This window comes from Streptomyces sp. NPDC087300 (assembly GCF_044744425.1).
Taxonomy (GTDB): Bacteria; Actinomycetota; Actinomycetes; order Streptomycetales; family Streptomycetaceae; genus Streptomyces.
On record NZ_JBIUYI010000002.1, the window covers coordinates 663,959 to 689,685 of the forward strand.

Here is a 25,727-nt window from a genome sequence, read left to right on the forward strand (position 1 = left end):
CCCGAGCAGCTGACGCCACCCCCCACCGCATCAGCCTGTTGAGAACGTACGTAGGAGAAGTGCCCCCATGCGGAAGATACTTGTCGTAGGAGCCGGCCAGGCCGGTCTCCAGATCGCCCTCGGGCTTCAGGCACAGGGGTACGAGGTCACCCTGATGTCCAACCGCACGGCGGACGAGATCCGGTCCGGCCGGGTCATGTCCACGCAGTGCATGTTCGACACGGCGCTCCAGCACGAGCGGGACATCCAGGCGAACTTCTGGGAGTCGCAGGCCCCGAGGATCGAGGGCGTCGGCATCTCGGTGGCGGGCCCGGACGGTTCCCGCGTCATCGACTGGGTGGGCAAGCTCGACGGGTACGCCCAGTCCGTCGACCAGCGCGTGAAGATGGCGGGCTGGATGGACACGTTCGCCCAGCGCGGCGGCCAGCTGGTCATCCACGGCGCGGCGGTCGGCGACCTCGACTACTTCTCGCGCGCCTACGACCTGGTGCTCGTCTCGGCGGGCAAGGGCGAGCTGGTCACCATGTTCGAGCGGGACGCGGCCCGTTCGCCGTACGCCGAGCCGCAGCGCGCGCTCGCCGTCGCGTACGTGCACGGACTCGGCCCGCGCCCCGAGCACCCCGAGTTCGACGCGGTCCGCTGCAACATGGTGCCCGGCGTCGGCGAGCTCTTCGTCATGCCGACGCTCACCACCTCGGGCCGCGCGGACATCCTCTTCTGGGAGGGCATCCCCGGCGGCCCGCTCGACGTCTTCCAGGGCGTCAAGGACCCGAGCGCGCACCTGGCGCTCACCCTCGACCTCCTGGAGAAGTTCCTGCCCTGGGAGTACGCGCGCGCCACGAAGGTCGAACTGACCGACGCGGGCGGCACGCTGGCCGGGCGCTATGCCCCGACCGTGCGCAAGCCCGTCGGACGCCTGCCCGGCGGTGGCCTGGTCCTCGGCGTCGCCGACGTCGTCGTCGCGAACGACCCGATCACCGGGCAGGGCTCCAACTCGGCGTCCAAGTGCGCCGCTTCCTACCTCTCCTCCATCGTCGAGCACGGCGACAAGCCCTTCGACGAGGAGTGGATGCGGTCCGCGTTCGACCGCTACTGGGACACCGCGCAGCACGTCACCAAGTGGACCAACGCGATGCTGGGCCCGCCGCCCGAGCACGTCCTCAACCTCCTCGGTGCCGCGGGCCAGATCCCGGCGGTCGCCGACCGGTTCGTGGGCGGCTTCAACGACCCGGCCGACTTCGAGAACTTCTTCTACGACCCGGACAAGGCCGCCGCCTACCTGGCCTCGGTCGCGCCGGGCGCCTGAGCGCCGCCGTAGCCCAGATCGCTGCCCGAGGTGGCTCCCTCGGGCAGCTTCGGCGGGGTGTAGCCGTGCATGGCCCGGCCCTCGGGGTCCGGCCGCACCGCACCGAGCACGGGGTTCGCCGCGATGGGGGAGACCTTGACCCGCGCGCCGGGCCGCGGCGCCTGGACGACCATGCCGTCGCCCAGGTACATCGCCACGTGCGTGGCCTTCGGGAAGTAGACGACGAGGTCGCCGGGGCGCAGTGCGGACAGCGGGATGCGCGGCAGCTCGGCCCACTGCTCCTGACTGGTCCGGGGAATCTCCCGGCCCGCCCGCGCCCAGGCCCGCTGGGTAAGACCCGAGCAGTCGTACGCGTCGGGGCCCTCGGCGCCCCACTCGTAGGGCCGCCCGATCTGCCGTACGGCGAAGTCGAGCGCGCCGGCGCCCTGGCGTGAGGGCACCCGCGCCGCCTGGCCGCCGCTGAGCGCGCCGGACTCCAGGAACCTCCGCTGGGCGTCGGCCGTGCCCGAGTCCTCCGCCTCGCGCAGCGCGGCCAGCTGGTCCGCGGTGAGCGCGGCGAGCAGCTCCTCGACCTCCTTGAGCTGTCCGCGCACCTGGTCCCGCTGCTTCTTCTGCCTCCCGGCGAGGGCGAGTCGGGTGTCCAGGGCCTTCTTCGCGGCGCCCGCGAGGTCGTGCGCCTTCTTCTCGCCGCCGACCAGCCGCTCCACGGCGGCGGCCCGGCCCCTGGCCACCCGGCCGATCACATGACCCTGGTCGAGCGCGTGCTGCGGGTCGCGGGCGAGCAGCAGCCGCAGATAGGGGGACAGCTCGCTGACGCCCTGGTACTGCTGGCGGGCGAGGCGTCCCGCGTCGCCCCTGCTGTCGTGCACCGAGGCGCGCGCCCTGACCAGCTTCTTCTGGAGGTCCGCGGCCTTCTTGCGCTGCTCCTTGAGCTTCTCCTCGGTGGCGTTGTACGTCTCCGACGACTCTTCGGCGGACTGGTAGAGGCGCTGGAGGTCGGTCAGGAGCTCGGCGACGGGTCTGGCCCCGGGGCCAGGGGCGGGGTCGGCTCCCGCCGGGGGTGTGGTGGTGAGCAGGCCGCCGAGCGCGGCTCCGGTGCAGATCCAGCGCAGCAGGGTTCTTGACACCTCGTCACCTCCGGGGCGGGCCGGGGACTTCCCGGCGCGCACCGTGAGCATGGGGCCGTGCGTCGGGGTCCGCCTCCGGGCGGTGGGCGGGTGGCGCAATGTGGTCACCTATGCGGTGGGCGTCGGCGTGGGCTGTTGCATCGGGGCCCGGCTTGCCTCTGCGGGTGCGTCGTGGTTGCTCGCACAGTTCCCCGCGCCCCTAAGGGGCGCTACTCCTGCCCGCGCCGCTCAGCTCTTGTCCGGCTTCGACCACGGCCACTTCAGGCCGGTGTTCTTGTCGCCGTCGGCGTCGTACTCGTAACGCCAGCTCGGGGTGAGGGCGAGGCGCCTGCCCGTTTCCGCCGCCACCCGCCGGTAGACCAGGACCGTCGGAGGGCCGCCCGCGTCGTCGGGGACCGGCACCCGGTAGACCTTCGGCGGGTGCCCGGTCGGGCCGAGCAGGACGGACAGCACGCGGCCGTCCAGGGGGCCGCCGACAAAGGGGGTGTCTTCGCTCTTCACAGCACCAGTGTCACACCACGGGTCACAGGAGGTGCGCCGCGTCGCTGACCACCGGCAGGACGCGCCGCGCGAGGCCTCCGACGGGCCCCTCCGGGGTCTCCAGGCCCAGCGCCCACCGCACGACGTCGGCGGTCTGCGGATCGCGGCCCGCCGTCGCCACGAGCACCGCCATGAACTGCTCGACGAGCATGTCCCGCAGCTCGTCCAGGGACGGCTGCTTGTCCTCGTCCAGCCAGATCAGCGAGGCCGCCTCGACCGCCGTGATCCACATCCGGACGGTCATCCGCAGCCGGGGTCCTGGCTCGGGCACGTCCAGGTGGACCAGGATGTGGTCGGCGGCGGCCCTGCGCACACCGTCGACTATGGCGGTCGTCCGCGAGGTCTCGACCACGCTGCCGCCCTGGAGGAGCGCGCTGAATCCCGTGTCGTGCTGGTCGACGAAGGCCAGGTACCGGTCGAGCGCGCGGGAGAGGCGCTGGGTGAGCGGGCCCTGCGGGGGCTCGGCGAAGCACTGCTCCAGTTCGTCCGCCGCGGACCGCAGCGCCGCCTCGTACAACTGCTGCTTGCCGCCGGGGAAGTAGCGGTAGACGAGCGGCCGCGACACTCCGGCGGCCTCCGCCACGTCGTCGAGGTTGACCTCCTCGGGCGCGCGGTGCGCGAAGAGGGTCAGCGCGGACTCCAGCAACTGCCTCCGCCGCGCCTCGACGCTCAGACGGCGGTAAGCACGGGTGGTGGCAGGCGAGGACATGCCCGAAGCGTAACTCGGGGAGTGCCCCTTCAGGGGCGCGGGGAACCGCGCGACCAGCCACATGCGGCCCGCGGCGAAGGGGCTACGCCAGCAACCCCGAAGACCGCCAGAGCCGTCGCCCGACACCCCGCATCACACCGATGTCGTCCAGGAAGTCCGTGAGCCGCTTCGCGCCCGTCTGCATGACCTCACGGCGATGCCCGCTCGCCCGCACCTGCGCGACCGCCTCCCGCCGGTCGAGCCCGACGTTCGTGTACACCTCGGGGTTCACGAAGGCGATGGAGAAGACGCGGGCGGCCTCGCCGCAGCTGAGCCGGGTCAGGCCCCGTTCCCAGCGGGGCGCCGTCACCATCTGGCGGCGCAACTCCTCCCGGGCGTACCGGACGTGGCGTGCCTCCTCGACCACGTGGATGCGGGTCACGCCCCGTACGAGGGTCTGGACCCGCTCGTCAGGGAAGGTGAGCCGCTGCATCCAGTCGAGGATCTCCTCGCCGAGCAGCGTGCAGGCGAAGGAGCCCGGTGTGGTGGAGACGGTCTTGAGGACGCGGGCGAGGTTGTGGTTGAGGCGCGTGACGGGGTAGGTCGGGGCGCCGCCCTTCTCGATCATGCGCCCGAACATCATCGAGTGTCGGCACTCGTCGGCGATCTCGGTCAGCGCGTACCGCACGTGCGCGCTGGTCACCGGCTTGTCGTAGATGTGCCGCACGAGCAGCTGGATCAGGATGATCTCGAACCAGATGCCGAGCGAGGCGAGCGAGGCGGCCTCGTGCCGGGCGAGGTCGAACCGCTGTTCCTCCGACATCCGCTTCCACAGCGGGGTGCCGTAGAGGGAGACGAGCTCGGGCGGCCAGAACCACTTGCCCTCCTCGACCGGCGCGTCCCAGTCGAGCTCCCTGTCGGGGTCGAAGGAGTGCTTGGCGGAGGACTCCAGGAGTCGTACGGCCACCTGTTCCCGGTCCTTGAGCAGGCCGAGCGCGTCACGCAGGCCTTCGAGGGAAACGTCTTCCGGCGCGGTCGTCATGGCGGTTCCTGCCTTGTCGTGGGGGCCTGTGCGCGGGTGGCGGCACGGTCACGGGTTACCGGCGGTCACCACTTATGAGACTGCTTGTCAGCAAGACCGTCAATCCCTCGCGCACGACTTGTTGACCCCTCGTCTAGGAGCGTGTGAGCCTGCCCGTATGTCGACGCATGAGCTCTACACCACGCCACCCGGAGGACTCAACTGGCAGATCCCTTCCGCCGGTTCGGCCCGCTTCAGCTGGGAGTACGACGAAGGGCGCGACCGTCTCCTGGCCCTCTACCAGAAGGGCAAGGACAAGCAGTGGGACGGCAACAAGCGCATCGACTGGCACCTGGAGGTCGATCCGCTCGACCCCCTCGGCACCCCCGACGAGTCGATGTCGCTCTACGGCACGCCGCACTGGGCGAAGATGACCGAGAAGGACAAGGGCGAGCTGCGCAAGCACTACACGTCCTGGCAGTTCAGCCAGTTCCTGCACGGTGAGCAGGGCGCGATGGTGTGCGCCGCGCGCATCGTGGAGTCCGTCCCCGACCTGGACGCGAAGTTCTACTCCGCGACCCAGACCATGGACGAGGCCCGGCACGCCGAGATCTACGGCCGCTTCCTGCACGAGAAGATCGGGATGCTCTACCCGATCAACGACAACCTCCAGGCACTGCTCGGCGACACCCTGCGCGACTCCCGCTGGGACATGCCCTACCTCGGCATGCAGGTGCTCATCGAGGGCCTCGCGCTCGCGGCGTTCGGCATGATCCGCGACACGACGGACAAGCCGCTGCCCAAGCAGATCCTCGCCTACGTCATGCAGGACGAGGCCCGGCACGTGGCCTTCGGGCGGATGGCGCTGCGCGACTACTACAAGCAGCTCAGCGACGCCGAACTGCGCGAGCGCGAGGAATTCGTCATCGAGGGCTGCTACTTGATGCGCGACCGGCTGCGCGGCGTGGAGGTCCTGGAGAACTTCGGCATCCCGAAGGCACAGGCCGAGGAGTACAGCGAGCAGTCCGAATTCCTCTCGCTCTTCCGCCAGTTGCTGTTCTCGCGCATCGTGCCCTGCGTCAAGGACATCGGCCTGTGGGGCAAGCGCCTGCAACAGGCGTACGTCGACATGGGCGTCTTCGAGATGGGCAACGCCAACCTCGACCAGCTCATGGCCCAGGACGAGGAGATCGCCGAGAAGCTGGACGCGGAGCGCTTCGCGGCCGAGGAGCACGCGCGCGTGGCGGAGGTGTCGGACGCCATCGCGTCCGGTGAGTCGGTCTGACCGCGAGGCTCGGGCGCCGGGGCGTCAGCGCTTCAGTGCCGCCTCCATCACGGCCTTGGCGATCGGGGCCGCGCTGCCGCCCCCGCTGATGTCCCCGCGGTCCGCCGCCGCGTCCTCGACGACGACCGCGACGGCCACCGCGGGCTCCCCGGCGTCGGCGGCCTGCGCCCAGGAGACGAACCAGGCGTACGGCGTACCGGTGTTGTCGACGCCGTGCTGGGCGGTGCCCGTCTTGCCGCCCACCGTCGCGCCGGGGATCGCCGCGTTCGACCCCGTGCCCTCCTCGACGACGTCGGTCATCATCTCGCGCAGCTGCATCGCGGTGGCCGGATTCATCGCCTGGTGCAGGGACTTGCCGCCGGTGGTGTCCACGACGTCGCCGTCCCGGGTGGTCGTGCGGTCCACCAGGTAGGGGGACTTGACCGAGCCGCCGTTCGCGACGGCCGCGGAGACCATCGCCATCTGCAGCGGAGTGGCCCGGGTGTCGTACTGCCCGATGGCGGAGAGCGCGAGCTGGGCCTTGTCCATGGAGGTGTCGAAGTTGCTGGCCGCGACGGACGACGGGATCCGCAGACCGCTGTTGTTGAACCCGAAGTTCCGCGCCGTGCCCGCCATGTCGCTCAGTCCCGTGGAGACGCCGAGCCGGGCGAAGACCGTGTTGCACGACCACTCGAAGGCGTACCGCAGCGTCGCGTCGGTGCAGCCGTCCACCTCGTTGGTCAGCTGGGTGCTCGTGCCGGGCAGCGTGTACGGATTGGGGGACTTGGTCGGCGCGTCCAGGTCCGTCACCACGCCCGCGTCCAGCGCCGCCGCCGCGGTCACCACCTTGAACGTCGAACCGGGCGGATAGGTCTGCCGGATCGCCCGGTTCAGCATCGGTTTGTCCGCGCTCCCGTTCAGCTCCGCCCAGGCGTCCGCCACCGACTTGCCGTTCCCGGAGAGCCGTTCGGGATCGTACGAAGGGGTGCTCACCAGCGCGAGGATCCTGCCGGTGGACGGCTCGATCGCGGCGACCGCGCCCTTCTTGCCGCCGAGCCCCGCGTAAGCGGCCTGCTGCACGGCCGACTTGATGGTGGTGACGACCTTGCCGCCGGGGTTCTGCGCGCGCGTGATGTCGTTCCACAAGGGGAGCGGGGCGAGCATCGGGTCGGTGCCGGAGAGGATGTCGTCCTCGGCGTTCTCCAGGAACGTCGTGCCGTACACCTGCGAGGCGAAGCCGGTCACCGGCGCGTACAACGGGCCGTTCTTGTACGTGCGTTCATAGCGCAGCTGCTGCCCGGAGTCCCTGGAGCCGGTGACCGCGCGGTCGTCGACCAGGATGTCGCCGCGCGGCTGGTCGAAGCGGACGATGGCGCCCCGGCGGTTGGCCGGGTTGTCGTCAAGCGCGTCGGACTGGACGACCTGCACCCGGGTCGCGTTGACGAGCAGCGCGATCAGGAGCAGCGCGCAGAAGGCGGCGGCGTGCCGGATGTACCTGGTCATCCTGTCTCCTCGCCGACGGGCCTGCTGCGCGCCGAGTCGCTGACCCGGATGAGCAGCGCCACGATGATCCAGTTGGTGACGACGGACGAGCCGCCCTGCGCGAGGAACGGCATCGCCATGCCGGTGAGCGGGATGAGCCCCATCACGCCGCCCGCGATCACGAAGACCTGGAGCGCGACGATCGAGGCGAGTCCGATGGCGAGCAGCCGCCCGAAGGAGTCGCGCAGCGCGAGCCCCGCCCGGTAGCCGCGCTCCACCAGCAGGGCGTACAGCAGGAAGATCGCGCAGAGCCCCGCGAGGCCGAGCTCCTCGCCCGCCGTCGCCAGGATGAAGTCGGACTTCGCTGCGAAGCCGATGAGGATGGAGTGGCCGGCGCCGAGCCCGGCGCCGAGCATCCCGCCCGCCGCGAACGCGAAGAGGGACTGGGCCAGCTGGTTGGGGCCCTGGCCCGCGTCGATGGAGGCGAAGGGGTGCAGCCAGTCGGTGACGCGGCTGTGCACGTGCGGTTCCAGCGAGCCGACGGCGAACGCGCCGAGCGCGGCGAGCAGCAGGCCCACCGCGATCCAGCCGGTGCGCCCCGTGGCGACGTACAGCAGGATCACGAAGAGCCCGAAGAAGAGCAGCGAGGTGCCGAGGTCGCGCTCCAGGACCAGGACTCCGACGCTCAGCAGCCAGATGGCGACGATGGGTCCGAGCACGCGCCCGGTGGGCAGTTGGAGGCGCTTGAACCGCCAGACGGTGCGGCCGGTGTAGGCGAGCGCGTTGCGGTTGGCCGCCAGATAGCTGGCGAAGAAGACCGCGAGCAGGATCTTGGCGAACTCGCCCGGCTGGATGGAGAAGCCGCCGAGCCTGATCCAGATCCGGGCGCCGTTCACGGCGGGGAAGAAGATCGGCACGATCATCAGGACCAGCGCGGTGACGACGGAGAGATAGGCGTAGCGCTGCAGGATCCGGTGGTCGCGCAGGACGAGCACGACGGCGATGAACAGACCGACGCCGATGGTCGACCAGATCAGCTGGGTGGGCGCCGCCTCGTCGTTGGGGGTCTCCAGGTCGAGCCGGTAGATGAGCACGAGCCCGAGTCCGTTGAGGAGCACCGCGATCGGCAGCAGCAGGGGATCGGCGTACGGGGCGCGGAGACGGACCGCGAGGTGCGCGAGCAGCGCGAGCACGCCGAGCCCGGCGCCGTAACCGGCGGCGCCGGGCGGGACGGTGCCGTTCCTGGCGAGCCCGACGTCGCAGTAGCCGTACACGGAGAGCAGGACGGCGACGACCAGCAGGGCGAGTTCGGTGCCACGGCGCCGGGGGACGCGGACAGCGGGGACCACGGTGGATGCCGTGCCCGCTCTTGTTCCGGTCATGCCGGGAACGTAGCAAGCGACCGGCCCTAAAGTCCGTTTATGTCGACTATGTCGACCTTCGGAGCGGGCTCGGGGTGCTCAGCACCAGCGCGGGACCTGCCCGATGTTGGCGATGTAGTGCGCGGCGCCCCAGGCCCAGGTCCCGTCGGTGAGGAGGTACCAGAGGTTGTTGCGCTCGACGGTGTCGCCGGTCGTCTTGCAGAAGATGGTGACGACCTTGCCGTACGGCTCGCTGCGGATCACGCGGCTGCCGCGCGTCGGTGCGTCGCGGAGCAGGAGTCCGGACTTGGCGGTGACGCGGCCCTTGTAGACGGGCGGGTTGTTGTTGGCGCCGTCCAGGGCGGCGGCGGGTCCGGCGACGGTCAGCGCGGCGAGCGCGCCGCCGGCGGCGACTATGCCGAGCCGGGTGGCGGTGGTCCGCAGGGACATGGGGCCTCCTCGGGGATGTTGCGGCTTTCGCTTAAGCCGCGATTCACCGTAAAAGGGTCACGTTGCGCCTGCAATGGCACACGATGAGCCCCGTAAGGGGCGCGGGGAACTGCGCGAGCAACCAGAGAAAAGCCGCAGCCGCCTCTGCCGGGCAACGTGGCAGACGCGACTGCGGCTCGTCGCGCGCTGAGCGCGCAGTTCCCCGCGCCCCTTAAGGGGCCGTCTCGTCCGTGCCGGTGGGGGAGGGTTCCTCATAGGGCAGCCGCACCGAGGCGACCGCGCCCCCGTCGGGGGCGTTGGAGAACGTCAGGCGGGCGCCCAGGACCCGTGCCTGGCCCAACGCGATGGTCAGGCCGAGCCCGTGGCCCTTGGTCGTGCCCTCCGTGCGGAACCGCTGCGGCCCGTGCTCCACGAGGTAGCCGGGGTAGCCGTCCCCGTGGTCCCGCACGGTGACGACGGGGCCGTCGACCGTCACGCGCACCGGCGCCCGCCCGTGCTTGAGCGCGTTGCCGACCAGATTTCCGAGCACCCGCTCCAGGCGCCGCCGGTCGGTCTCCACGCACACGTCGCGTACGACGACGAGCTCCGTGCCGGGTCCCGAAGAGCGCACCACGCGTTCCGCCAGTGGAGCGAGGCGGTGCGCGTCGAGGTCCACGTGTTCGCTCTTCGCGTCGAGCCGCGAGATCTCCAGGAGGTCCTCGGTCAGCGTGCGCAGCGCGGCGACCCGGTCCCGCACCAGCTCGGTGGGCCGTCCGGGGGGCAGCAGCTCGGCCGCCGCGTGCAGTCCGGTCAGCGGGGTGCGCAGCTCGTGCGCCACGTCCGCGGTGAACCGCTGCTCGCTCAGGAGCTTGCCCTGGAGCGAGGAGGCCATCGTGTCCAGGGCGCCGGCCACCGCGGCGACCTCGTCCTGGTGGCGCGGCGTCCCCGTGGCGGACGGGCCCGAGTGCGGGTCGTTGACGCGCGCGTCGAGGTCGCCCGCGCTGATCTTCCGCGCCACCTGCGCCGTCATGTGCAGCCGCCGCGTCACCCGGGTCACCGCGAACGCGCCGACGAGGAGCGTCGCGCCGATGGCGAGGACGGAGGAGCCGAGGATGGCCCGGTCGAGGCCGTCGATGGTGCGGGCGCCCTGCGCGTAGTCGACCTGGACGGCGATGGCGCGGCCCCCGTCGGCGGGCCCCGCCGCCCACATCGTGGGCCGGGACTCGTGGGCGGCGACCATCGTGGCGCGCTGTCCGCTCACCGCGAGGTCGCGCAGGCCCGCGGGCAGGCCCGCCGGGTCGACGCCCGCGCCGGGGCCGAGCCGGTCGCCCGCCTCGTACCGCTCGGTGACCTCCTTGAGGCGGACCAGGGCGCGTTCGCGGGCCTGGCCCACGGTCTGGTTGGTCACCGAGACGTGCACGAGCGCGCCGAGCATCGCGGCGAGCGCGCAGCACATCACGGTGATGAAGACGGCCGCCTTCCAGGTCAGCGTCGCCGTCCAGGCGGGCAGCCGCGGCCCGCGCCGCGTCGTCCCGCGGCTCATCGCCCGGTCCCCGAAGGAGACGGCTTCGGCCTCTTGGAGGGAAGGTTCTTGGGGCGAGACGCGCTCGCGGAGCGAACGATCTCGTCGCTGGTCGGCAGCATCGCCTTCTGGTGCGCGTCCCAGGACCAGACGGTGTGGTACTCGTACCCCGGCAGGCTGGAGACGGCCCGGATGATCAGGTCGCGGGCGGCCAGTTCGACGCCGAGCACCGCGTCGCTCATCTCCATGATCTGGGTGAGCTGCCGGTCCTCCTCGGCGTAGACGCGGATGTCGAGGTTGTCGTCGGGCGTGGAGACGCCGACGATCAGGTCGTCCCTGCCGTCGCCGGTCAGATCGCGGTAGTACGCCTTGAGGACCGGGCACCGCCCCGTCCGTCCCGAGTTGTCGGCCGCGCAGTCCTTGAGCCGCTCGACGGTCTTCTTGTAGGCGGTGTCGGAGCGCTCGTACGTGCCCGGGTTCTGGGTGAAGTCCGCGCGCACGACGTCGGCCGGGTCGACCTTGTGCAGATCGCCGCCGGGCACCTTCACGCCGGTGACCTTCACGGCTTCTATCGCGCCGTAGTCCTCGGCGGGCGCGGACGGCGGCGGCAGGTCGGGCCAGAGGTGGGTGGGACCCTCGGCGGTCGGGGTCGCGCCCGCCCCGCGCAGGCCGCCCGGGTCGCCGCAGCCGCCGACGAGGAGTGCGGCGGCCGCGGTGAGGGCCGCGGCGAGCGCGAGCCGGCTGCGGTTCACTGCACTCCTGCCTGCCGCGGGTCGCGGCCTGTCGTGGCACCAGGCCTGTTGTTACGACACCAGGTCGGCGTAGAGAATGATGTTGTCCGAGCGGTGACCGCCCACGATCGGCCCGCCGCAGGTCAGCAGGCGCAGTTCGGGTCGGTCGGTCGCCCCGTACACCTTATTGGTGGGGAAGTCCTTCTTGTCGACCTGCTGGATCTCCCGGACCTTGAACGTCGCCGTGCTGCCGTCCGCGCGGGGCACCTCGACAGTGTCGCCGACCTTGACCTTCGCGACGTTCTTCATCAGCGCGGGGCCTTTCGCCGTGTCGTAGTGCGCGACGATCACGGCCGCGCCCTTCTCGCCGGGCGTGACGCCGCCGGTCCACCAGCCGGGCTCGTCCGCCTTGTCGACCGGCGGCACTTCGAGCTCCTGGTCCGCGCCCACCTTCAGATCGAGCATCGACTTGGCGTCGACGCCCGCCGACGGGATCCGCAGGCCGGTCGGCTCGGACGCCTTGAGCGGCTCGGTGGCGTGCCTGGCCTGCGTGGTCGCCGCGTTGTTGACCTTCACGTCCGGGGCCGGGTCACCCTTGCCGCCCTGTCCGCAGGCGATCAGACCGATGCCGAGGGTCGCCAGGAGGGCCGCGGACGCGGCGATGCGGGCGGTGTGGCGGCGCTGCCGGGCGGCGGGGGTCTCGGCGGGCTCGTAGTCGGTGGGGGTGCTCACGAGGACTCCTGGGGGGAGAGGTGGGGCAGGGGTGGGGGGCGCTGGGGCCGGAGGGCGGGAAGGGGCGCGGGCAGGGGTGCGGCCGCCGGACGGAGGTCGTCCGTCCGGCGGCCGGTGGGGAGGGGGACGGGGGAGCGGGGGCTCAGGAGTCCGTGCGGCCGCGGCGCAGCATCGCGAAGCCGAGGCCCGCGGCACCGGCCGCCGCCATGCCGCCGCCGGCCACCAGGAAGGCCGGGTCACCGGCGCTGTGCACGCCCTCGGCGCCGGCCTTGACGCCGCCCTTGGGGGTGACGGTCTTGTCGCCCGTGCGGTGCTGCTGCTTCTGGTCGTTCGTCGGCTGCGGGGTGACCTTCTGGTCGTGCTTGCCGTCCTTGTCCTTCAGGTACGTGATGCCGATGTGCCCGTTGGAGGGGTAGAGCTCGTACCGCACACCGCCCTGGGTGATCGTCGGGTGGGTGGAGGAGAGCGTCGCGATCTCCTTGCCCTTGACGATGATCGTCGCGACGTAGGCGCCGCCGCGGTTCTGCACCTTGGCCTTGGCGCCGTTGCCGAGGGTGACCTCGAAGACGGGCCCCCACTTGCCGCCCTTCTTGTCGCCGCTCTCGTCCTTGCCGCCCTTGCCGTCCTTCTGGTCGGCCGGATCGGTGGGCTTGGGCTTCGGCGTCTCGTCCTTGTGGTCCTGCGACGGCGGCTGCGTGGCGGTCGGTTCGGCCGGGGGTGAGTCCGCGAAGGCGCCCGCTGCGGGGATGAGCAGCGCGCCGCCGGCGAGGGCGGAGACGGCGGCGGTACGGAGGAGGGTGTGGCGGCGATGGGTGCTCACGGGACGTTCCTTACGGTCTGTCGGCTGGTCGCTCCGGTGTGATCGGGTGGACAGCTACGAAGTTAGATGTCCGCTATTGCGGCAATTCGGCGGCTATGTAACAGCACGCCATAGCTGTGCAGGCAGTGCCGTTACGGGACCGGCGGGACATCCGACAGGGACCGGTCCAAGTCGGCGCAAAGACGTCCCAACTTCACTCCGCCACCGACGGGTTCTTGCCCCCGGGCGTCCGGCCTGCTCCCATGGTCGAGGGGGTGGTGGTGCATGAGCGGACTGCGCGTCGTACCGGCTTGGCGGCATGGCCAGGAACGGCTTTACGTCTGCCTCGCCGACGGCAGGAACGTGGCGTGGTACGACCGGGAGGCGTCCCGGGTGAACCTGTTGAACGAGGACCGCGAGGCGGAGGTGCTCGACGCCCTCGGGCCCTTCCTGACCGGCCAGGTGGCGGTGGGCCCGCCGCCGGTGCCGACCCCCGCCGAGCTGGCCCGCCTGTCCCTGCACCCCGACGACGACCTCGCGCCGAACCGGCCGGGCGAGGCCCTGCGCATCGCTCTTGAACGCGATCCGGTGCCGCCCCGCAGGCTGCGCGCCGACGCCAGGCATCACGCGCTCGCGGGCGAGAAGGCGGTCGGCGACGCGCTCGACGGGCTCGAAGGCGCGGGCTGGCGCGTGCTGCACTCGGTCCCGCTGCCCGGCGGCGCCCGCATCCACCATCTGCTGATCGGCCCCGGCGGCCTGTTCTGCGTGGGCACCCTCGCCGTGCGCAAGCAGCGGGTGCGCATCGCCGACCCGCTGGTCACCGTCGGCCGCGGCGACCCCGTACCGCTGCTGCGCGGGCTGCGCTCCGACGCGGGCCGCGCCTCCTTCGCGCTGACGGCCGAGGTGCGGCCCGTCCTCGCCATCGCGGGGACGGGGGCCGCGGACCTGCACCTGGCGGCGCCGCCGCGCGACGTGCGGGTGCTGCGCGAGGCGGACCTGCCGGGCCTCGCGCACCTGGGCGGCGTGCTGAAACCGGCCGACGTGGAGGCGCTGCACGCGCTGGCCAGGGATCGCCGCGCCTGGCGGCGGGTCTGACCGCTCCGTCGAGGACCGGGGCGGAGCGGGCGGCTACAGGTTGTCCCCCCAGCCTCCCTGGATCATGGTCTGGAAGGCCCAGGAGCCGCCGCGCCTGATCAGGATGTCGGCGTAACGCAGGTGCTGCGTCTCGCCGTTCGCCGTCATCGCCGAGTCGGTGAAGACGACGGCCATCGCGGGGGAGAGGAAGACGGGCGTGCGCGTGGACTCGAAGGTGATGTTCTCGCCGCCCTCTCCCATCACGTGCGTCATGGTGGCCACGAACTGCTCGCGGTCCCACTGCGCGGCCCGCCCGTCGCCCGCGGAGTCGTCGCTGACCAGGTTGAGCGGGAAGACCGCGAGGTCGGCCATGCGCTCGACCTCGCGGCGCGCGCTGTGTCCGTCGTAGGCGGCGAACCAGGCGTCCAGGCTCGCGCGGTCCTCGTCGGTCGGGACGTATCCGGTCTCGGGAAGGAAGGTCACGCGGTCTCCTCTTCGATGATTCATCAAGTTTGACTACTGGTAGAGAAGGTATGCCGCGAAGGCCAGCTAGTCAAACTTGATTAATGGTGATGCCGATCACAGCTCACCGGAATCGCACCACGACCGCCGTCGCGTGCCGGGTCGTGTTCTGCCGCACCTCCACCAGCACCACCGGCTCCGCGGGCAGCATCGCGTACGTCACCTCGCCGATCCCGATCGCCGTCGCGACGCCCTCGCCCGCCGGTGCGGGCAGCGTCCGGGCCGCGGCCGCCCGCACCGCCGGGGAGAGCGGGGACGACACCACCGGGGTGCCGTCCCCGGGCAGCGCCAGCACCAGGGCCTGCGGGTGCGCGGGGTTCCCCGTGCAGCCGACGACCACCGCGTCGCGGGTGTCGCTGTGCCGCAGCTTCAGCCACGCGCGCGTGCCGCCCCGGTAGGCCCCGTCGAGCCGCTTGACCACCAGGCCCTCGACGCCGGTCGCGGGCAGCGTCTCGTACCAGGTCAGGGCCAGCGCACGGTCCGTCGTCGAGGGGACCGCCTGGAGCGGGGGCCCGAGCGGTTCGAGCAGCCGTACGAGACGGGCCCGGCGCTCCTGGTACGGCGTGCCCCTGCGGTCCTCGCCGTCCTCGGCGAGCAGGTCGAAGGCGGCGTACGAGGCGGGCAGGGTCCTGGCGAGCAGGGCGGCGCGGGCCCGGGTGGCCGCGGCCCGCTGCTGCACGGCGGCGAAGTCGATGCGCCCCTCGGTCCACACCACGACCTCGCCGTCCAGGACCGTGCCGGGCGGCAGCAGGGCGGCCGCCTCCGCGAGGTCGGGGAAGGCGGTCGTGACCAGGCGCCCGGAGCGCGCCTGGAGCGTCACCCGGCCGTCAGGGGCGTGGTGCACGACCAGGCGGTGGCCGTCGAACTTGGGCTCGTAGGCCCAACCACCGCCCTCGGGAAGGGAGTTCACGGCCTGGGCCAGGGCGACCCGCACCGGCGCGGCGAGGCTCACCGTGCGGCCCGCGCGGGCAGGGGTCTGGCCCGGTTGAGGTTGATGAGCGGGCCGAGCAGGTCCCCGTACCTGCGCAGGCGCGGCGCGATGTCGTCCGCGCGGAAGACCAGCAGGCCGGGATCGTCGCACTGCTCGATCTCCGCCCAGGTCACGGGGGTGGAGACGGTCGGCTCAGGGCGGGCCCGCAGCGTGTAGGGCGCTGCGGTGGTCTTCGCGGCGGCGTTCTGGCTGAAGTCGACGAAGACCTTGCCCGGACGCAGGCTGCGCGTCATCCGGTGCACGACGAGCGCGGGCAGCTCGCGCTCGGCCTCGACGGCCAGCTCCTTCGCGTACGCCGTGACCCGTTCGGCGGGTGTCGGCTCCAGCGGTACGAGCAGGTGCAGGCCCTTGCTGCCGGACGTCTTCGCGTACACGTGGAAGCCGTCCGCCGTGAGCCGGTCCCGCAGCCAGAGCGCGGCCGCGCAGCACTCCACGATGGTGGCCGGGGCGCCCGGATCCAGGTCGAGGACGAGCCGGTCGGCCTGCCCCGGGGCGTCCGCCTGCCACTGCGGGGTGTGGAACTCGGTGACCAGGTTGGCCGCCCACATCAGGGTGGCCAGGTCCTGTACGAGGATCTGGCGCGCGGTGCCGTCGGAGCGGGGCACGTCGGCGGTGCGCACCCAGGAGGGGGTGCCGGGGGGCACGTTCTTGGCGAAGAAGCGCTGGCCCTCGGGGCCGTCCGGGTAGCGCAGGAAGGAGACGGGCCGGTTGTAGAGGTGCGCGAGGAGGGCGCCGGCCGTACCGGCGTAGTAGTGCAGCAGCTCGCCCTTGGTGAAGCCGCCCACCGGGTAGAGCACCTTCTCCAGATTGCTGAGCGCGAGCCGTCGCCCCTCCACCTCCGTGATCGGCGTCATACGATGAGAGTCCCACAAATCGGTACGAATCGACCCCCCGCCCAGTGAGAGGTGCCGGACGTGCGATCCATATGGAACGGTGCGATCTCCTTCGGCCTGGTCAGCATCCCGATCAAGCTCGTGAACGCCACCGAGAACCACTCGATCTCCTTCCGCCAGATCCACACCGAGGACGGCGGCCGGATCCGCTACCGCAAGGTGTGCGAGCTGGAGGACCGCGAGGTGACGTCGGCGGAGATCGGCAAGGGGTACGAGGACGCGGACGGCTCGGTCATCCCCATCACGGACGAGGACCTGGCCGCGCTCCCGATCCCGACCGCCAAGACCATCGAGATCGTCGCCTTCGTCCCCGCGGACCGCATCGACCCGCTCCAGATGGACGCGGCGTACTACCTCTCGGCGAACGGCGTGCCCGCCGCCAAGCCCTACACGCTGCTGCGCGAGGCGCTCAAGCGCAGCCAGAAGGTGGCCATCGCCAAGTTCGCGCTGCGGGGCAAGGAACGGCTCGGCATGCTGCGCGTGGTCGACGACGTCATCGCCATGCACGGGCTGCTGTGGCCGGACGAGATCCGGGTCCCCGAGGGCGTCGCGCCCGACACGCACGTCACCGTCCGCGACGCCGAACTCGACCTGGCGGACGCCCTGATGGACACGCTCGGCGAGGTCGACATCTCCACGCTCCACGACGACTACCGCGACGCGGTCGAGGAGCTCATCGCCGCGAAGGTCGGCGGCACCGCGCCCACCGGGCGGACGCCCGCGGCCGAGGCGGGCGGCGGCAAGGTCATCGACCTGATGGCGGCCCTGGAGAACAGCGTCCGCGCGGCGCGGTCGGCGCGTGGCGAGAGCGCGGGCAAGGGGGAGGGCGACGGCGAGGACGACGGCGAGGTGGCCGAGGTGACCCCGCTGCCTGCCAGGCGCCGCAAGTCGGCGTCGTCGGCGTCTTCTTCGCGGTCCTCCTCCTCGGCGGCTTCGTCGGGGGCTTCCTCGTCCTCGTCCCGCAAGTCCGCCCCCGCCGCGCCCAAGCAGGTCGGCGGCAAGAAGTCGACGGCCGCCAAGAAGAAGACGGCGGCCGCGCCCGCGAAGAAGTCGGCGTCGAAGTCGGCGCAGAGCACCGGCCGCAAGACCGCCACGGCGGCCAAGAAGACGACGCAGAAGAAGTCCGCCACGGCGAAGAAGACCACGGCGAAGCGGCGCGCCTCCGCCTGACGGGAGCGCTGCGGGGAAGGCGGTCCGGCGTCACCCCACCCGGACGTCCCCCGTCGCGCTCCTGCGCAGGGCGGACGCGATCGTCGCGGTGACGTACGGCAGATGGGCGTCGAGGAAGAAGTGGCCGCCCGCCAGGACGTGGCAGTCGAAGGAGCCGCTCGTCTCCTCCGCCCAGCCGCGCACCCCGTCGACCGTCACGCGCGGGTCGTCCTCGCCGGTCAGGGCGATGACCGGGCAGTCGAGGCGCGGGCCCGCGCGGTGCACGTGGTCGTCGAGCAGCTGATAGTCGGCGCGCATCGGCGGCAGGATCAGCGGCAGCAGATCGGGGTCGGTGAGCAGTTCGTCGGCCGTGCCGGACAACTCCCGCATGTCGTCGAGGAGTTCGGCGTCGGTCAGCTCGCGGGCCGGGCGCGGTCCTGTGACGCGGCGCGGCAGCGCGGGCGCCTGCCTGCCGGAGACGAACAGGGCCACGGGCGGCCGCCCTTCGCCCGTCATGCGCCGCGCCGTCTCGTACGCGACGACCGCGCCCATGCTGTGCCCGAACAGGGCGAGCGGGGCGTCTCCCGGGCGGTGCGGGAGCGCGCCGAGCACCGCGTCGACGATCTGGTCGGCCCGCTCCGCGAACGGCTCGCCGCCCCGGTCCTGGCGGCCCGGGTACTGCACGACCAACGGCTCCACCGTGCCGCTGACGGCCGCCGACAGCGGGTGGTAGGCGCTGGCCGAGCCGCCCGCGTGCGGGAAGCAGAGCAGCCGGGCCGGGGCCTCGGGTGCGGGGTGGAAGCACCGTATCCAGTCGCTCACTGACCGCGTCCTCTCGTGATGTGGTCGCCTGCCGGACGCGGCCTGCGCCGCCGTCCCGCGTCCCGGACAGGATGTCATCCCCCGGTCCCGGCCCGGCCGTCCGAGCGGTCACGGGACGCACCACGGACAGCTCATGGGACGCACCACGGACAGTGAGGGGCGGCCCGGAACCGGGCCGCCCCTCACTGTCGTCCTACCGGCTCACTGCCCGCCGGTCGACCTGCCGAAGTACTCCAGCTCGGCGATGGCCACCTGGCTCTTGCCGCCCGCGCCGTACGCGGAGCGCAGCACCAGACGGGACGAGACGGCGTCGCGCACGCGCACGTCGATCTTCTGCGCGCCGCCGTCGTTGATCCGGCGCTTGAAGGTGCGCTCCTTGCCCGCCGAGTCGGTCACCACGAGGTCGAACTCCATGGGCCTGGCCTGCTCGGCGGCCTGCGCGGTGCGCGGCGAAGTGCCGGGCGTGATCATCATGTTGAGCAGATCGGTGGGCTGGCCGAAGTCGGCCTGCAGCCACTGGCCCGCCGAGTCGCCCGAATAGCCCGTGCCCCACCAGGTGTTGGAGTAGCCGTCGAAGGCCACCTTGGGCCCGTGCTTCGGCGCCGAGTGCGAGGCGCTGAAGTCGGTGGGGCGGACGGGGACGCGCTTGGCGAAGTGGTCCTGCACGGCCCGCGCGGCGGGCGGCCCGCCGAAGATCCCGCCGAGCACCACGCCGACGACGATCGCGGCCACCACGGCGCGGTAGATCCACCGGGTGCGGTCCCGGTTCAGGCGCGGCCGCTGCCCGGCGTACGGGCCTTCGGCGGGCGGGCCCGAGTGGTCCTTCAGGGGCGTCGCGCAGCTGCGGCAGAAGTGCCTGCGCGGCGCGTTGGGGACGCCGCAGCCGGGGCACGGCATGCCCGACTCGGGCTCGGCGGGCACGGCGGCCTGGCGCACCCGGGGGCGGGCGGCCTCGGGGCGGCCGGGCAGCACGCCGCCGGGCGCCTCGGGCCTGGCGACGGGCTCGGACTCGGGCACCGGCACGAGCAGCGACCTGATCGCGGTGTCGGAGTGTCCCGAGGGAGGCCGCTGGTCGTCCTGGCGCGGCTGGCCGCTGTCGGAGTAGTTCCCCGCGGGCTGCTGCTGGTGCGGGGCGTGGGGAGCGTGCGGCGGCTGCGCGGGCTCACCCGGCGCGGCCGTCGGCAGCGGCACGGTGGTCGCCGAAGCGCCCGGCACGGAACCCTCGCGCGCGTGGTCGCGTGCCGAGCCCGGGGGCAGGTCGGGCACCGGGTCGTCGGAGGGAGCGGCGGGTCCGGTGCCCGCGGGGGCGGCCGGGGTGTCCCAGCGCAGGAAGGCGCCGCAGGAGTCGCAGAAGGACTGGCCGTGCTGGCGGGCCGGGGTGCCGCACTCGGGGCAGGGAGCGGTGGAAGGGGAGTCTGGCATCTCAGGCTTCTCGGTCATGGGTGGGTTCCTTCAGGGACGGGTGCGGTGGTCACCTCGGCCGTGAAGGGGAGGTGGGCGGGACGGGCCGCGGCGACGACCGCGTGCAGGCGGTGGCTGTCCACGGATTCGGGATCGCGGACCCGCAGAGCGATGTGCAGGGCCGGACGCGGGCTGCCGGGGAACGAGCCCAGCGGCCGCGCCGACCAGGTGGCGCCGCCGCTCTCGGTGATCTCGGGCGCCACGCCGAAGGCGAGTTCGACGGCGGCGGCCAGGCCGCGCCGGGTGCCGCGCACCCGGTGCAGGGAGACCGCGGAGGCCACCGCGTGACGGCGCAGCGTCAGCGGCTCCGAGCCGTCGAGCTCCGTGCCGACCCAGTCGGTCAGCCAGCCGAGGAAGTCCTCGGGCGCGAGCGAGGGCGTGAAGTACGCCTCCAGGCAGTCCAGGACGGTGAAGACGGGGGCCAGCACGACGTCGAGCCCGGAGACGAAGCGCAGCGCGAAGTCGTCGTCGGCGAAGACGGCGGGCAGCTGCTCGCCGAGCGGATGCGCGGAGCCCAGCGAATCGATGCCGCCCCGGTGCGACGTGGGCGGCTGCCCCGCGCCCTGTCCGGTGCCGCCTCCGGTGGCCTGCCCCGCGGACGGCGAGCCCTTGGACATGTACGCCGAGGACGAGCCGGCGCCCTTGGACATGGACGCGGCACCGTCACCGACCGGCCCGCTCATCGCGCCTCGATGACGCGGACGCGGTGGTCGAACGGGAACAGCAGCGCGGACGGCGCGAGATCGATGCGGTCGGTGGCGTCGCCGCGCCGCCCGGTCAGCGGGTCGGCGGGGTGCAGGAGCACCTCGTCGACCAGCTCGACGCCGGGCACGCGCTGGAGCGCTGCGAAGATCTCACCGGCGCGCAGCGGCCGCCCGAAGGGCCAGCCGTCGCCGTGCGCACCACCGGTCAGCGGGTCCAGGTAGGCGTAGAGCGCGTCGAGCGCCTCGGCGCGCACCTTCTCCGACTGGGCCGCGCGGAAGGAGTGCAGCGTGGCGACGACCGTGACGCCCTGGTAGAACGGCGGCCCGACGGCGAGCCGGGTGCCGATCGGGCGGCGGTCGTCGAGGAACTGGGTGACGCGCGAGAGGAGTTCCTCGCCGGGCACCAGCTGCTCGAAGCGCATCCGGCCGCCCCGGTCGGGCACGGCCTGCGGGACGACCAGGACGCGGACCGCGTTCTCGCCCGCCTCCGAGGTGTCCGCGGCCAGACAGTGGATGCGGGCCGTCTCGGGGGCCGCGCGCCGCGCCAGCTCCTCGTAGTCGCGCGCGGTCACCGCACGCTCCTGGGCGCGCAGCGCGATCGGCGCGCGGACCTTGGCCTCCTGCACGGTCTCGCCGTCCACCCCGCCGCGCGCCGCCTCGCGGTTCTCCACGCGGGCGACGTACGGGATGGAGCTGCGGAGCACCTGGATGGCGCCGCGCGCCACGTTGCCCGCGCGGCCGCCGCCGGTGCGGTAGCGGCTCGCGCGGATCGCCGCGCCCTTGGCGGGCACCGCGCCGAACTGCCGCAGGGAGCCGTCCGGTTCGCGCACCGCGGGACCGAAGGCGATCTCACCGGTCGCCGCGTCCAGCGTGACGTGCGGGTCGAACGGGCCCGACGACGCGAAGTCCGACACGACCTGCCACTGGTGCCAGCCCGCCCCGCCGTTCTCGTCGTCGTCCCCGTCGTCGCCCGAGTGCTCGGCGATCTCCAGGACCAGCGGCGGCCGGTCGGCGACGACCGGCGCCTGGGCCAGGCGCAGCCGCTGGCCGGGGACGCCGGAGGAGTCGCCGAGGGACTCGTCGCGCACCACGTCGGCGTGCGCCACCGTCGTCGTACCGCCGATGGTGAACGCGGAGGCGGCCCGCACGGTCGGCGACGCGCTGTAGAACGGCTGGCCCTGCACCGCCTCGGTCACCCGGCAGCGCAGCCAGCCCGCGTCCTGCCTGCCGATCCGGGACACGGTGTGGCCCGCGGGGATGTGCAGCACCACGTCGCCCGGCCGGTTGAGGCCACCGGTGGCGTCCTCCTCCACCTCGCACTCCGTCCAGCCCTCCGCGGTCCACGCCTCCCACACCAGGGGCGGCTGGCGCGGGTCGACGCCGACGCCGTCGACGCGGCTGTCGAGCTGGAGCACGGCGGCGCAGCGCGGCACCGGGGCGCTCAGCCCGAACAGCAGGGTGTCGCCGGGCTGCGGGGATGCCGTGAAGGCGGCCACGTCGCGGCCGCCGAAGACGTCCTGCCCGCAGTCCTGCGGGGTGCCGCCCGACTCCTGGCGCAGCACCGAGGCCAGCTCGCAGGGCACCACCGTCAGGTCGCCCTCGGTCGCGAAGGCCACCGCCTCCTCGGTCTCGGTGCGGCTGGTGGCCACCTCGGTGCCGGCCGGCAGGACCACCGGCTCGGTCTGCGGCGCGGAGAGCCAGAAGGTGACGTCGGCGCGGGCCGCGGCGGGCGGGAAGAGGGTGACGCCGAGCAGGTCGAGGAAGGCCAGGTGGTTCTTCTCCGGCACCCGGTTGAGGCGGTACACGACCTGGTCGGCCATGTGCGCGACCGCCTCGATGAGGGTGACGCCCGGGTCGGAGACGTTGTGGTCGGTCCACTCCGGGCAGCGCTGCTGAATGTAGCGCTTGGCGTCGTCGACGAACTGCTGGAAGCGCCGGTCGTCGAGGTGGGGTGCGGGCAGGGCCATCGGACTTCAGACTCCGCTTTCGGTTTCCGTGGAAGGGATCACGTAGAAGGGGAAGACGAGGCTGCGCGGGTTGTTGGTGCCGCGCACGCTGTAGCTCACGTCGATGAACAGGACGGACGGCTCGTCGGGGGCGGGGCTGACCTCGACGTCCAGGACCTCGATCCGTGGCTCCCAGCGGTCCAGCGAGGACCGCACCTCGTACCTGATCCGGCCCGCCGTCGCCTCGTTGACCGGGGAGAAGACCAAGTCGTGCACGGCGCAGCCGAATTCGGGCCGCATCGGCCGCTCGCCCGGCGCGGTGGCGAGCACCAGCCTGATCGACTCCTCGATCTCGCGCTCGCGCCGGGCGAGCGCGATGCCGCCGCCCGCGTCCGTGCGCAGCGGGAAGGTCCAGCCCGCGCCGACGAACTGTTCACTCATGTCCCGTGACCCCCTTGAGTCGCATGTCCCTCACTGTCCTCGCGCCTCATGTCACCTAGAAGGGAATGCCGTTGCGCAGGACGGCCGGCGCGCTCAGCGCGACCGTGGCGGGCGAGCTGATCGCCGCCGCGGCGCCCGCGGAGACGGCCACCGCGCCGACGGCGGTGACGGAGACCGCGCCGACCGAGTTGACGGCCACCGCGCCCGCCGACTTGAGGCTGATGGCACCGGTCGCGTTGATGTCCGCGGCGGCCCCCGCCATGACGCCGAACTTCGCGCCCGCCTTGATGTCGACCGCACCGCCCGCGCTCATGGTCAGCGAACCGCCCGCGGTCAGCGACAGGTTGCCGCCCGCCTTGATGCTCACGTTCCGGGTACCGGTGATGGAGACCGAACCGTCGCTCTTGATGGTCACGCTGGTCTTCGTCTCGTCCATGTGGACGGTGAGGCGGCCGTTGCCGGTCTGGAGCCGGATGCCGCTCTTCATCCGGGACTTGGCGTCGACGAGCTCCATGGTGTGGCCGCTGCGCGAGGAGATGGAGCGCCAGTTGACCCGGCCGCTGGTCGGGTCGATCGGCTGGAGCCCGTCCGTGTTCGGCGTCGGCTTGTCCCTGCCGTTGTACAGACCGGCCAGGACGTAGGGGTGTTCCAGCGAGCCCCGGTCGAAGGCGACGAGCACCTCGTCGCCCACCTCCGGCATGATCAGACCGCCGCCGCGTACTCCGCCCATCTGCGCGATCCGGCACCAGTCGCTCTCGTACGTGTCCGAGAGCCACGGGAAGCGCAGCTTGACCCGGTTCATCCGCTGCGGGTCCTTGGCGTTGCTGACCAGCGCCATGGCGACGCCCGGCATCGGCGGCGCGGCGTCCGCGCCGCCCGAGGCGAGCCCGTACAGCGAACGGAACTGCCGCCCCGACACGGTCACCCAGGTGGTGAAAGGACGCCCGGACTCGAAGACGTGGCGCACCCCGGTCGCCGTGTACTTCCCCTCGAAGGGGAAGCCCGCGCCCTTGAGCGCCACCGGCCTGCCCGGCTGGAGGTCGGGGTTGCCCGTGACCGCGACCTCCAGCTCGGCGAACGATCCTGACACGTCGTCGGCGAGCGACTTGGCGGCGTGCCTGACCTGCGCCTGGGCGGTGTACGGCGTCTGCGTGCTGGTCAGTTCGGACTTGCCGAACGGCTTGGAGAGCTGCGCCGGGGTGATGTCGGCGTCGATGTCCTTGCTGACGGTGGCCGGGGACGTCGAGGACAGCGCGCGCTTGGACCGCACGTCCCAGCCGCGCGCACCGGCGGTGGACACCTGCCCGGAGGCGGTCACCGCGACCCGGCTGTGCTGCGCGTTGTGCCGGAACTCCAGGACGTACGGGCTCTGCGCGGACGGAGTGGTGTCGGCGGGCGCCCCCGCGGCGGGCTTGAGGCCCGCGAAGCACAGCTTGCCGTCCTCGTCGAGGTAGAGCCGGGTGTCGTTCTCCTGGGCGAGGCGGGACAGGAAGTCCCAGTCCGTGATGTTGGGCTGGGTCGCCAGCTCGTACACGGTCGGGGTGGAGTCGATCTTGCCGAGCTTCATCCGGTTCAGACCCGCGACGCGGCGCACGATGTCGGAGGCCGTCATGTTCGGGTAGCCCTGCACGCGGCGGTTGCGCAGCAGCCGGTGCCCCGGGTCGTAGCCGCGCACCACGAGGGTCCTGCCGCTCGCGTCCGCGTCCACCTCCAGGGCGGTCACCTCGCCGGTCAGCATGGGCTTGCCGCGCACCCCGTCGGTGAACGGGCAGAGCACCGCGTCCGCGCCCACCTTGATCTGCCGGAACTTCTCCAGGATGTCGCCGCCGCTGTCGACGAAGGTCAGCTGGAAGGCGGACGGCACGTTCACGCTGGAGTCCACCCAGCCCTCCACGAGCAGCACCGCGAGCTTGTCGGGCAGCCGGGAGCCGCCGATCTCGGCGTGCAGGACACTCGTGTACGTCTTCTCGCTCATGCGGACTCCGGTTGAACGGGTGCGATGCGGGGCTCGTCGGCGGCGGGCAGCAGCAGCTCCGTGCCCGGCCGCAGCCGCATCGGGTCGTCGATCTCGTTGGCCTCTGCGATCAGCCGCCAGCGGGTCGCGTCGCCGTACTCGCGCCAGGCGAGCGAGGCCAGCGAGTCACCGGCGACGGTGCGGTGCACGCGCCGCGCGGACAGCGCGCCCGAGGTCGGGTTCTGCCCCTTGGTGGGCATGGCCACCTCGGTGAGGGACAGCGAACAGGTGGCGCGCAGCGGCTCGCCGGTCGGGTTGAACAGGGTGTACGACGCGCTGACGCTGGTCACGTACGCGACGAACTGCACCGTGTTGAACGACCCCCAGGAGAACCGCACCCACGGCGGCGAAGGCCGCTTGGTCGACACGCTCTGCGGCGTCACCTCGCAGCAGGAGAGCAGCAGTTCCACCTGCTTCTGCACCTTGCCGCCGGTCGGCGTGCCCGAGGAGTCGAGGAAGACCTCCAGCTGGAGCGTGGCCGGCTGGGCGCCGGTGAACTTCGGCGGCGCGCCACGGGTGTAGGCGACCGCGGGCTGCGTGCGCCACTCCGCGGTACGGCCCATCTGCAACTGCGTCGGATTGAACTGGAACTCCACCTCACCGATCCGCCCGCCCATCGAACCACCGAGATCGGTGGGCGGCTGGTGGATGGCGAGGGCGGCGCGGACCAGGCTCGCGCCCGCCTTGCCGCCGGTCGGCGCGGCCATC

25 protein-coding genes are annotated in these 25,727 nt (G+C 72.4%); 4 read left to right on the plus strand and 21 right to left on the minus strand.

Going from position 1 to position 25,727, the window contains the following annotated elements; genetic code table 11:
* Nucleotides 1–67 precede the first annotated feature (67 nt).
* Nucleotides 68–1,306 carry a styrene monooxygenase/indole monooxygenase family protein gene (locus ACIO9J_RS08600; protein WP_401994622.1) on the plus strand — a complete coding sequence of 413 codons (1,239 nt, stop codon included), beginning with the start codon at nucleotides 68–70 and terminating at the stop codon, nucleotides 1,304–1,306.
* Here ACIO9J_RS08600 and ACIO9J_RS08605 read toward each other — a convergent pair.
* From ACIO9J_RS08605 to ACIO9J_RS08620, 4 genes are all read right to left on the minus strand, one after another.
* On the minus strand, nucleotides 1,276–2,433 hold the full coding sequence (locus ACIO9J_RS08605) for an NlpC/P60 family protein (RefSeq protein ID WP_401994624.1): 1,158 nt from the start codon (nucleotides 2,431–2,433) through the stop codon (nucleotides 1,276–1,278). The two genes, ACIO9J_RS08600 and ACIO9J_RS08605, sit on opposite strands and share 31 nt — an antisense overlap.
* 228 nt (nucleotides 2,434–2,661) lie before the next feature.
* The gene (locus ACIO9J_RS08610) at nucleotides 2,662–2,934 is read right to left on the minus strand and encodes a hypothetical protein (RefSeq protein ID WP_401994627.1); all 273 of its coding nucleotides are present in this window, start codon (nucleotides 2,932–2,934) and stop codon (nucleotides 2,662–2,664) included.
* Nucleotides 2,935–2,956: 22 nt separating this feature from the next.
* Nucleotides 2,957–3,682 (minus strand): TetR/AcrR family transcriptional regulator, encoded by a 726-nt coding sequence (locus tag ACIO9J_RS08615; RefSeq protein WP_401994630.1) that lies wholly within the window; start codon nucleotides 3,680–3,682, stop codon nucleotides 2,957–2,959.
* Between the two features lie 82 nt (nucleotides 3,683–3,764).
* Nucleotides 3,765–4,703, minus strand: coding sequence for a diiron oxygenase (locus tag ACIO9J_RS08620; RefSeq protein WP_401994633.1), 939 nt, complete (start codon nucleotides 4,701–4,703; stop codon nucleotides 3,765–3,767).
* 157 nt (nucleotides 4,704–4,860) lie between these two features.
* Between ACIO9J_RS08620 and ACIO9J_RS08625 the strand changes: the two genes are divergently transcribed.
* On the plus strand, nucleotides 4,861–5,967 hold the full coding sequence (locus ACIO9J_RS08625) for a ferritin-like domain-containing protein (RefSeq protein WP_401994636.1): 1,107 nt from the start codon (nucleotides 4,861–4,863) through the stop codon (nucleotides 5,965–5,967).
* A 24-nt stretch (nucleotides 5,968–5,991) separates the two neighbouring features.
* Here the strand turns inward: ACIO9J_RS08625 and ACIO9J_RS08630 are convergent, their stop codons facing one another.
* The 7 genes from ACIO9J_RS08630 to ACIO9J_RS08660 all read right to left on the minus strand — a co-directional run bounded on the left by ACIO9J_RS08630 (nucleotide 5,992) and on the right by ACIO9J_RS08660 (nucleotide 13,023).
* Complete coding sequence (locus ACIO9J_RS08630) at nucleotides 5,992–7,449, minus strand: peptidoglycan D,D-transpeptidase FtsI family protein (protein WP_401994639.1); 1,458 nt, start codon at nucleotides 7,447–7,449, stop codon at nucleotides 5,992–5,994.
* Complete coding sequence (locus ACIO9J_RS08635; protein WP_401994642.1) at nucleotides 7,446–8,810, minus strand: FtsW/RodA/SpoVE family cell cycle protein; 1,365 nt, start codon at nucleotides 8,808–8,810, stop codon at nucleotides 7,446–7,448. Before ACIO9J_RS08635 ends, ACIO9J_RS08630 begins: the two co-directional genes overlap by 4 nt.
* 78 nt (nucleotides 8,811–8,888) lie before the next feature.
* On the minus strand, nucleotides 8,889–9,239 hold the full coding sequence (locus ACIO9J_RS08640) for an SH3 domain-containing protein (protein WP_401994645.1): 351 nt from the start codon (nucleotides 9,237–9,239) through the stop codon (nucleotides 8,889–8,891).
* A 211-nt stretch (nucleotides 9,240–9,450) separates the two neighbouring features.
* Entirely contained in the window at nucleotides 9,451–10,761 is a 1,311-nt protein-coding gene (locus ACIO9J_RS08645) for an ATP-binding protein (protein ID WP_401994648.1), read from the minus strand.
* Nucleotides 10,758–11,492, minus strand: coding sequence for a hypothetical protein (locus ACIO9J_RS08650; RefSeq protein ID WP_401994651.1), 735 nt, complete (start codon nucleotides 11,490–11,492; stop codon nucleotides 10,758–10,760). Before ACIO9J_RS08650 ends, ACIO9J_RS08645 begins: the two co-directional genes overlap by 4 nt.
* Nucleotides 11,493–11,543: 51 nt before the next feature.
* Nucleotides 11,544–12,203 (minus strand): class F sortase, encoded by a 660-nt coding sequence (locus ACIO9J_RS08655; protein WP_401994654.1) that lies wholly within the window; start codon nucleotides 12,201–12,203, stop codon nucleotides 11,544–11,546.
* A 142-nt stretch (nucleotides 12,204–12,345) separates the two neighbouring features.
* Nucleotides 12,346–13,023, minus strand: coding sequence for a hypothetical protein (locus tag ACIO9J_RS08660; protein ID WP_401994657.1), 678 nt, complete (start codon nucleotides 13,021–13,023; stop codon nucleotides 12,346–12,348).
* Nucleotides 13,024–13,287: 264 nt separating this feature from the next.
* Between ACIO9J_RS08660 and ACIO9J_RS08665 the strand changes: the two genes are divergently transcribed.
* Nucleotides 13,288–14,097 (plus strand): nuclease-related domain-containing protein, encoded by an 810-nt coding sequence (locus ACIO9J_RS08665; protein ID WP_401994660.1) that lies wholly within the window; start codon nucleotides 13,288–13,290, stop codon nucleotides 14,095–14,097.
* A 33-nt stretch (nucleotides 14,098–14,130) separates the two neighbouring features.
* On the opposite strand, the gene ACIO9J_RS08670 is transcribed toward ACIO9J_RS08665, so the two are convergent.
* The 3 genes from ACIO9J_RS08670 to ligD form a co-directional block, all read right to left on the minus strand.
* Entirely contained in the window at nucleotides 14,131–14,559 is a 429-nt protein-coding gene (locus ACIO9J_RS08670) for a nuclear transport factor 2 family protein (RefSeq protein ID WP_401994663.1), read from the minus strand.
* Between the two features lie 103 nt (nucleotides 14,560–14,662).
* Nucleotides 14,663–15,550 carry an ATP-dependent DNA ligase gene (locus ACIO9J_RS08675; protein ID WP_401994666.1) on the minus strand — a complete coding sequence of 296 codons (888 nt, stop codon included), beginning with the start codon at nucleotides 15,548–15,550 and terminating at the stop codon, nucleotides 14,663–14,665.
* Nucleotides 15,547–16,443, minus strand: a complete 897-nt coding sequence (gene ligD / locus ACIO9J_RS08680) for a non-homologous end-joining DNA ligase (RefSeq protein ID WP_401994669.1) — start codon at nucleotides 16,441–16,443, stop codon at nucleotides 15,547–15,549. The genes ACIO9J_RS08675 and ligD overlap by 4 nt, the downstream gene beginning before the upstream one ends.
* A 60-nt stretch (nucleotides 16,444–16,503) precedes the next feature.
* Between ligD and ACIO9J_RS08685 the strand changes: the two genes are divergently transcribed.
* Nucleotides 16,504–17,652: a Ku protein gene (locus ACIO9J_RS08685; RefSeq protein WP_401994672.1), complete on the plus strand. Its 1,149-nt coding sequence runs from the start codon at nucleotides 16,504–16,506 to the stop codon at nucleotides 17,650–17,652.
* Between the two features lie 30 nt (nucleotides 17,653–17,682).
* Here the strand turns inward: ACIO9J_RS08685 and ACIO9J_RS08690 are convergent, their stop codons facing one another.
* The 7 genes from ACIO9J_RS08690 to ACIO9J_RS08720 all read right to left on the minus strand — a co-directional run bounded on the left by ACIO9J_RS08690 (nucleotide 17,683) and on the right by ACIO9J_RS08720 (nucleotide 25,726).
* Complete coding sequence (locus ACIO9J_RS08690; protein ID WP_401994675.1) at nucleotides 17,683–18,453, minus strand: thioesterase II family protein; 771 nt, start codon at nucleotides 18,451–18,453, stop codon at nucleotides 17,683–17,685.
* 201 nt (nucleotides 18,454–18,654) lie between these two features.
* Complete coding sequence (locus ACIO9J_RS08695) at nucleotides 18,655–19,893, minus strand: NADase-type glycan-binding domain-containing protein (protein WP_401994678.1); 1,239 nt, start codon at nucleotides 19,891–19,893, stop codon at nucleotides 18,655–18,657.
* On the minus strand, nucleotides 19,890–20,564 hold the full coding sequence (locus tag ACIO9J_RS08700) for a phage tail protein (RefSeq protein WP_401994681.1): 675 nt from the start codon (nucleotides 20,562–20,564) through the stop codon (nucleotides 19,890–19,892). Before ACIO9J_RS08700 ends, ACIO9J_RS08695 begins: the two co-directional genes overlap by 4 nt.
* A 29-nt stretch (nucleotides 20,565–20,593) precedes the next feature.
* A complete protein-coding gene (locus tag ACIO9J_RS08705; protein WP_401994684.1) occupies nucleotides 20,594–22,585 on the minus strand; it encodes a putative baseplate assembly protein in 1,992 nt (663 codons plus the stop codon).
* A 6-nt stretch (nucleotides 22,586–22,591) separates the two neighbouring features.
* The gene (locus ACIO9J_RS08710; RefSeq protein ID WP_401994687.1) at nucleotides 22,592–23,005 is read right to left on the minus strand and encodes a GPW/gp25 family protein; all 414 of its coding nucleotides are present in this window, start codon (nucleotides 23,003–23,005) and stop codon (nucleotides 22,592–22,594) included.
* A gap of 55 nt (nucleotides 23,006–23,060) precedes the next feature.
* Nucleotides 23,061–24,980 (minus strand): VgrG-related protein, encoded by a 1,920-nt coding sequence (locus ACIO9J_RS08715; protein WP_401994690.1) that lies wholly within the window; start codon nucleotides 24,978–24,980, stop codon nucleotides 23,061–23,063.
* A complete protein-coding gene (locus ACIO9J_RS08720; protein WP_401994693.1) occupies nucleotides 24,977–25,726 on the minus strand; it encodes a LysM peptidoglycan-binding domain-containing protein in 750 nt (249 codons plus the stop codon). The genes ACIO9J_RS08715 and ACIO9J_RS08720 overlap by 4 nt, the downstream gene beginning before the upstream one ends.
* Nucleotide 25,727: the final 1 nt, after the last annotated feature.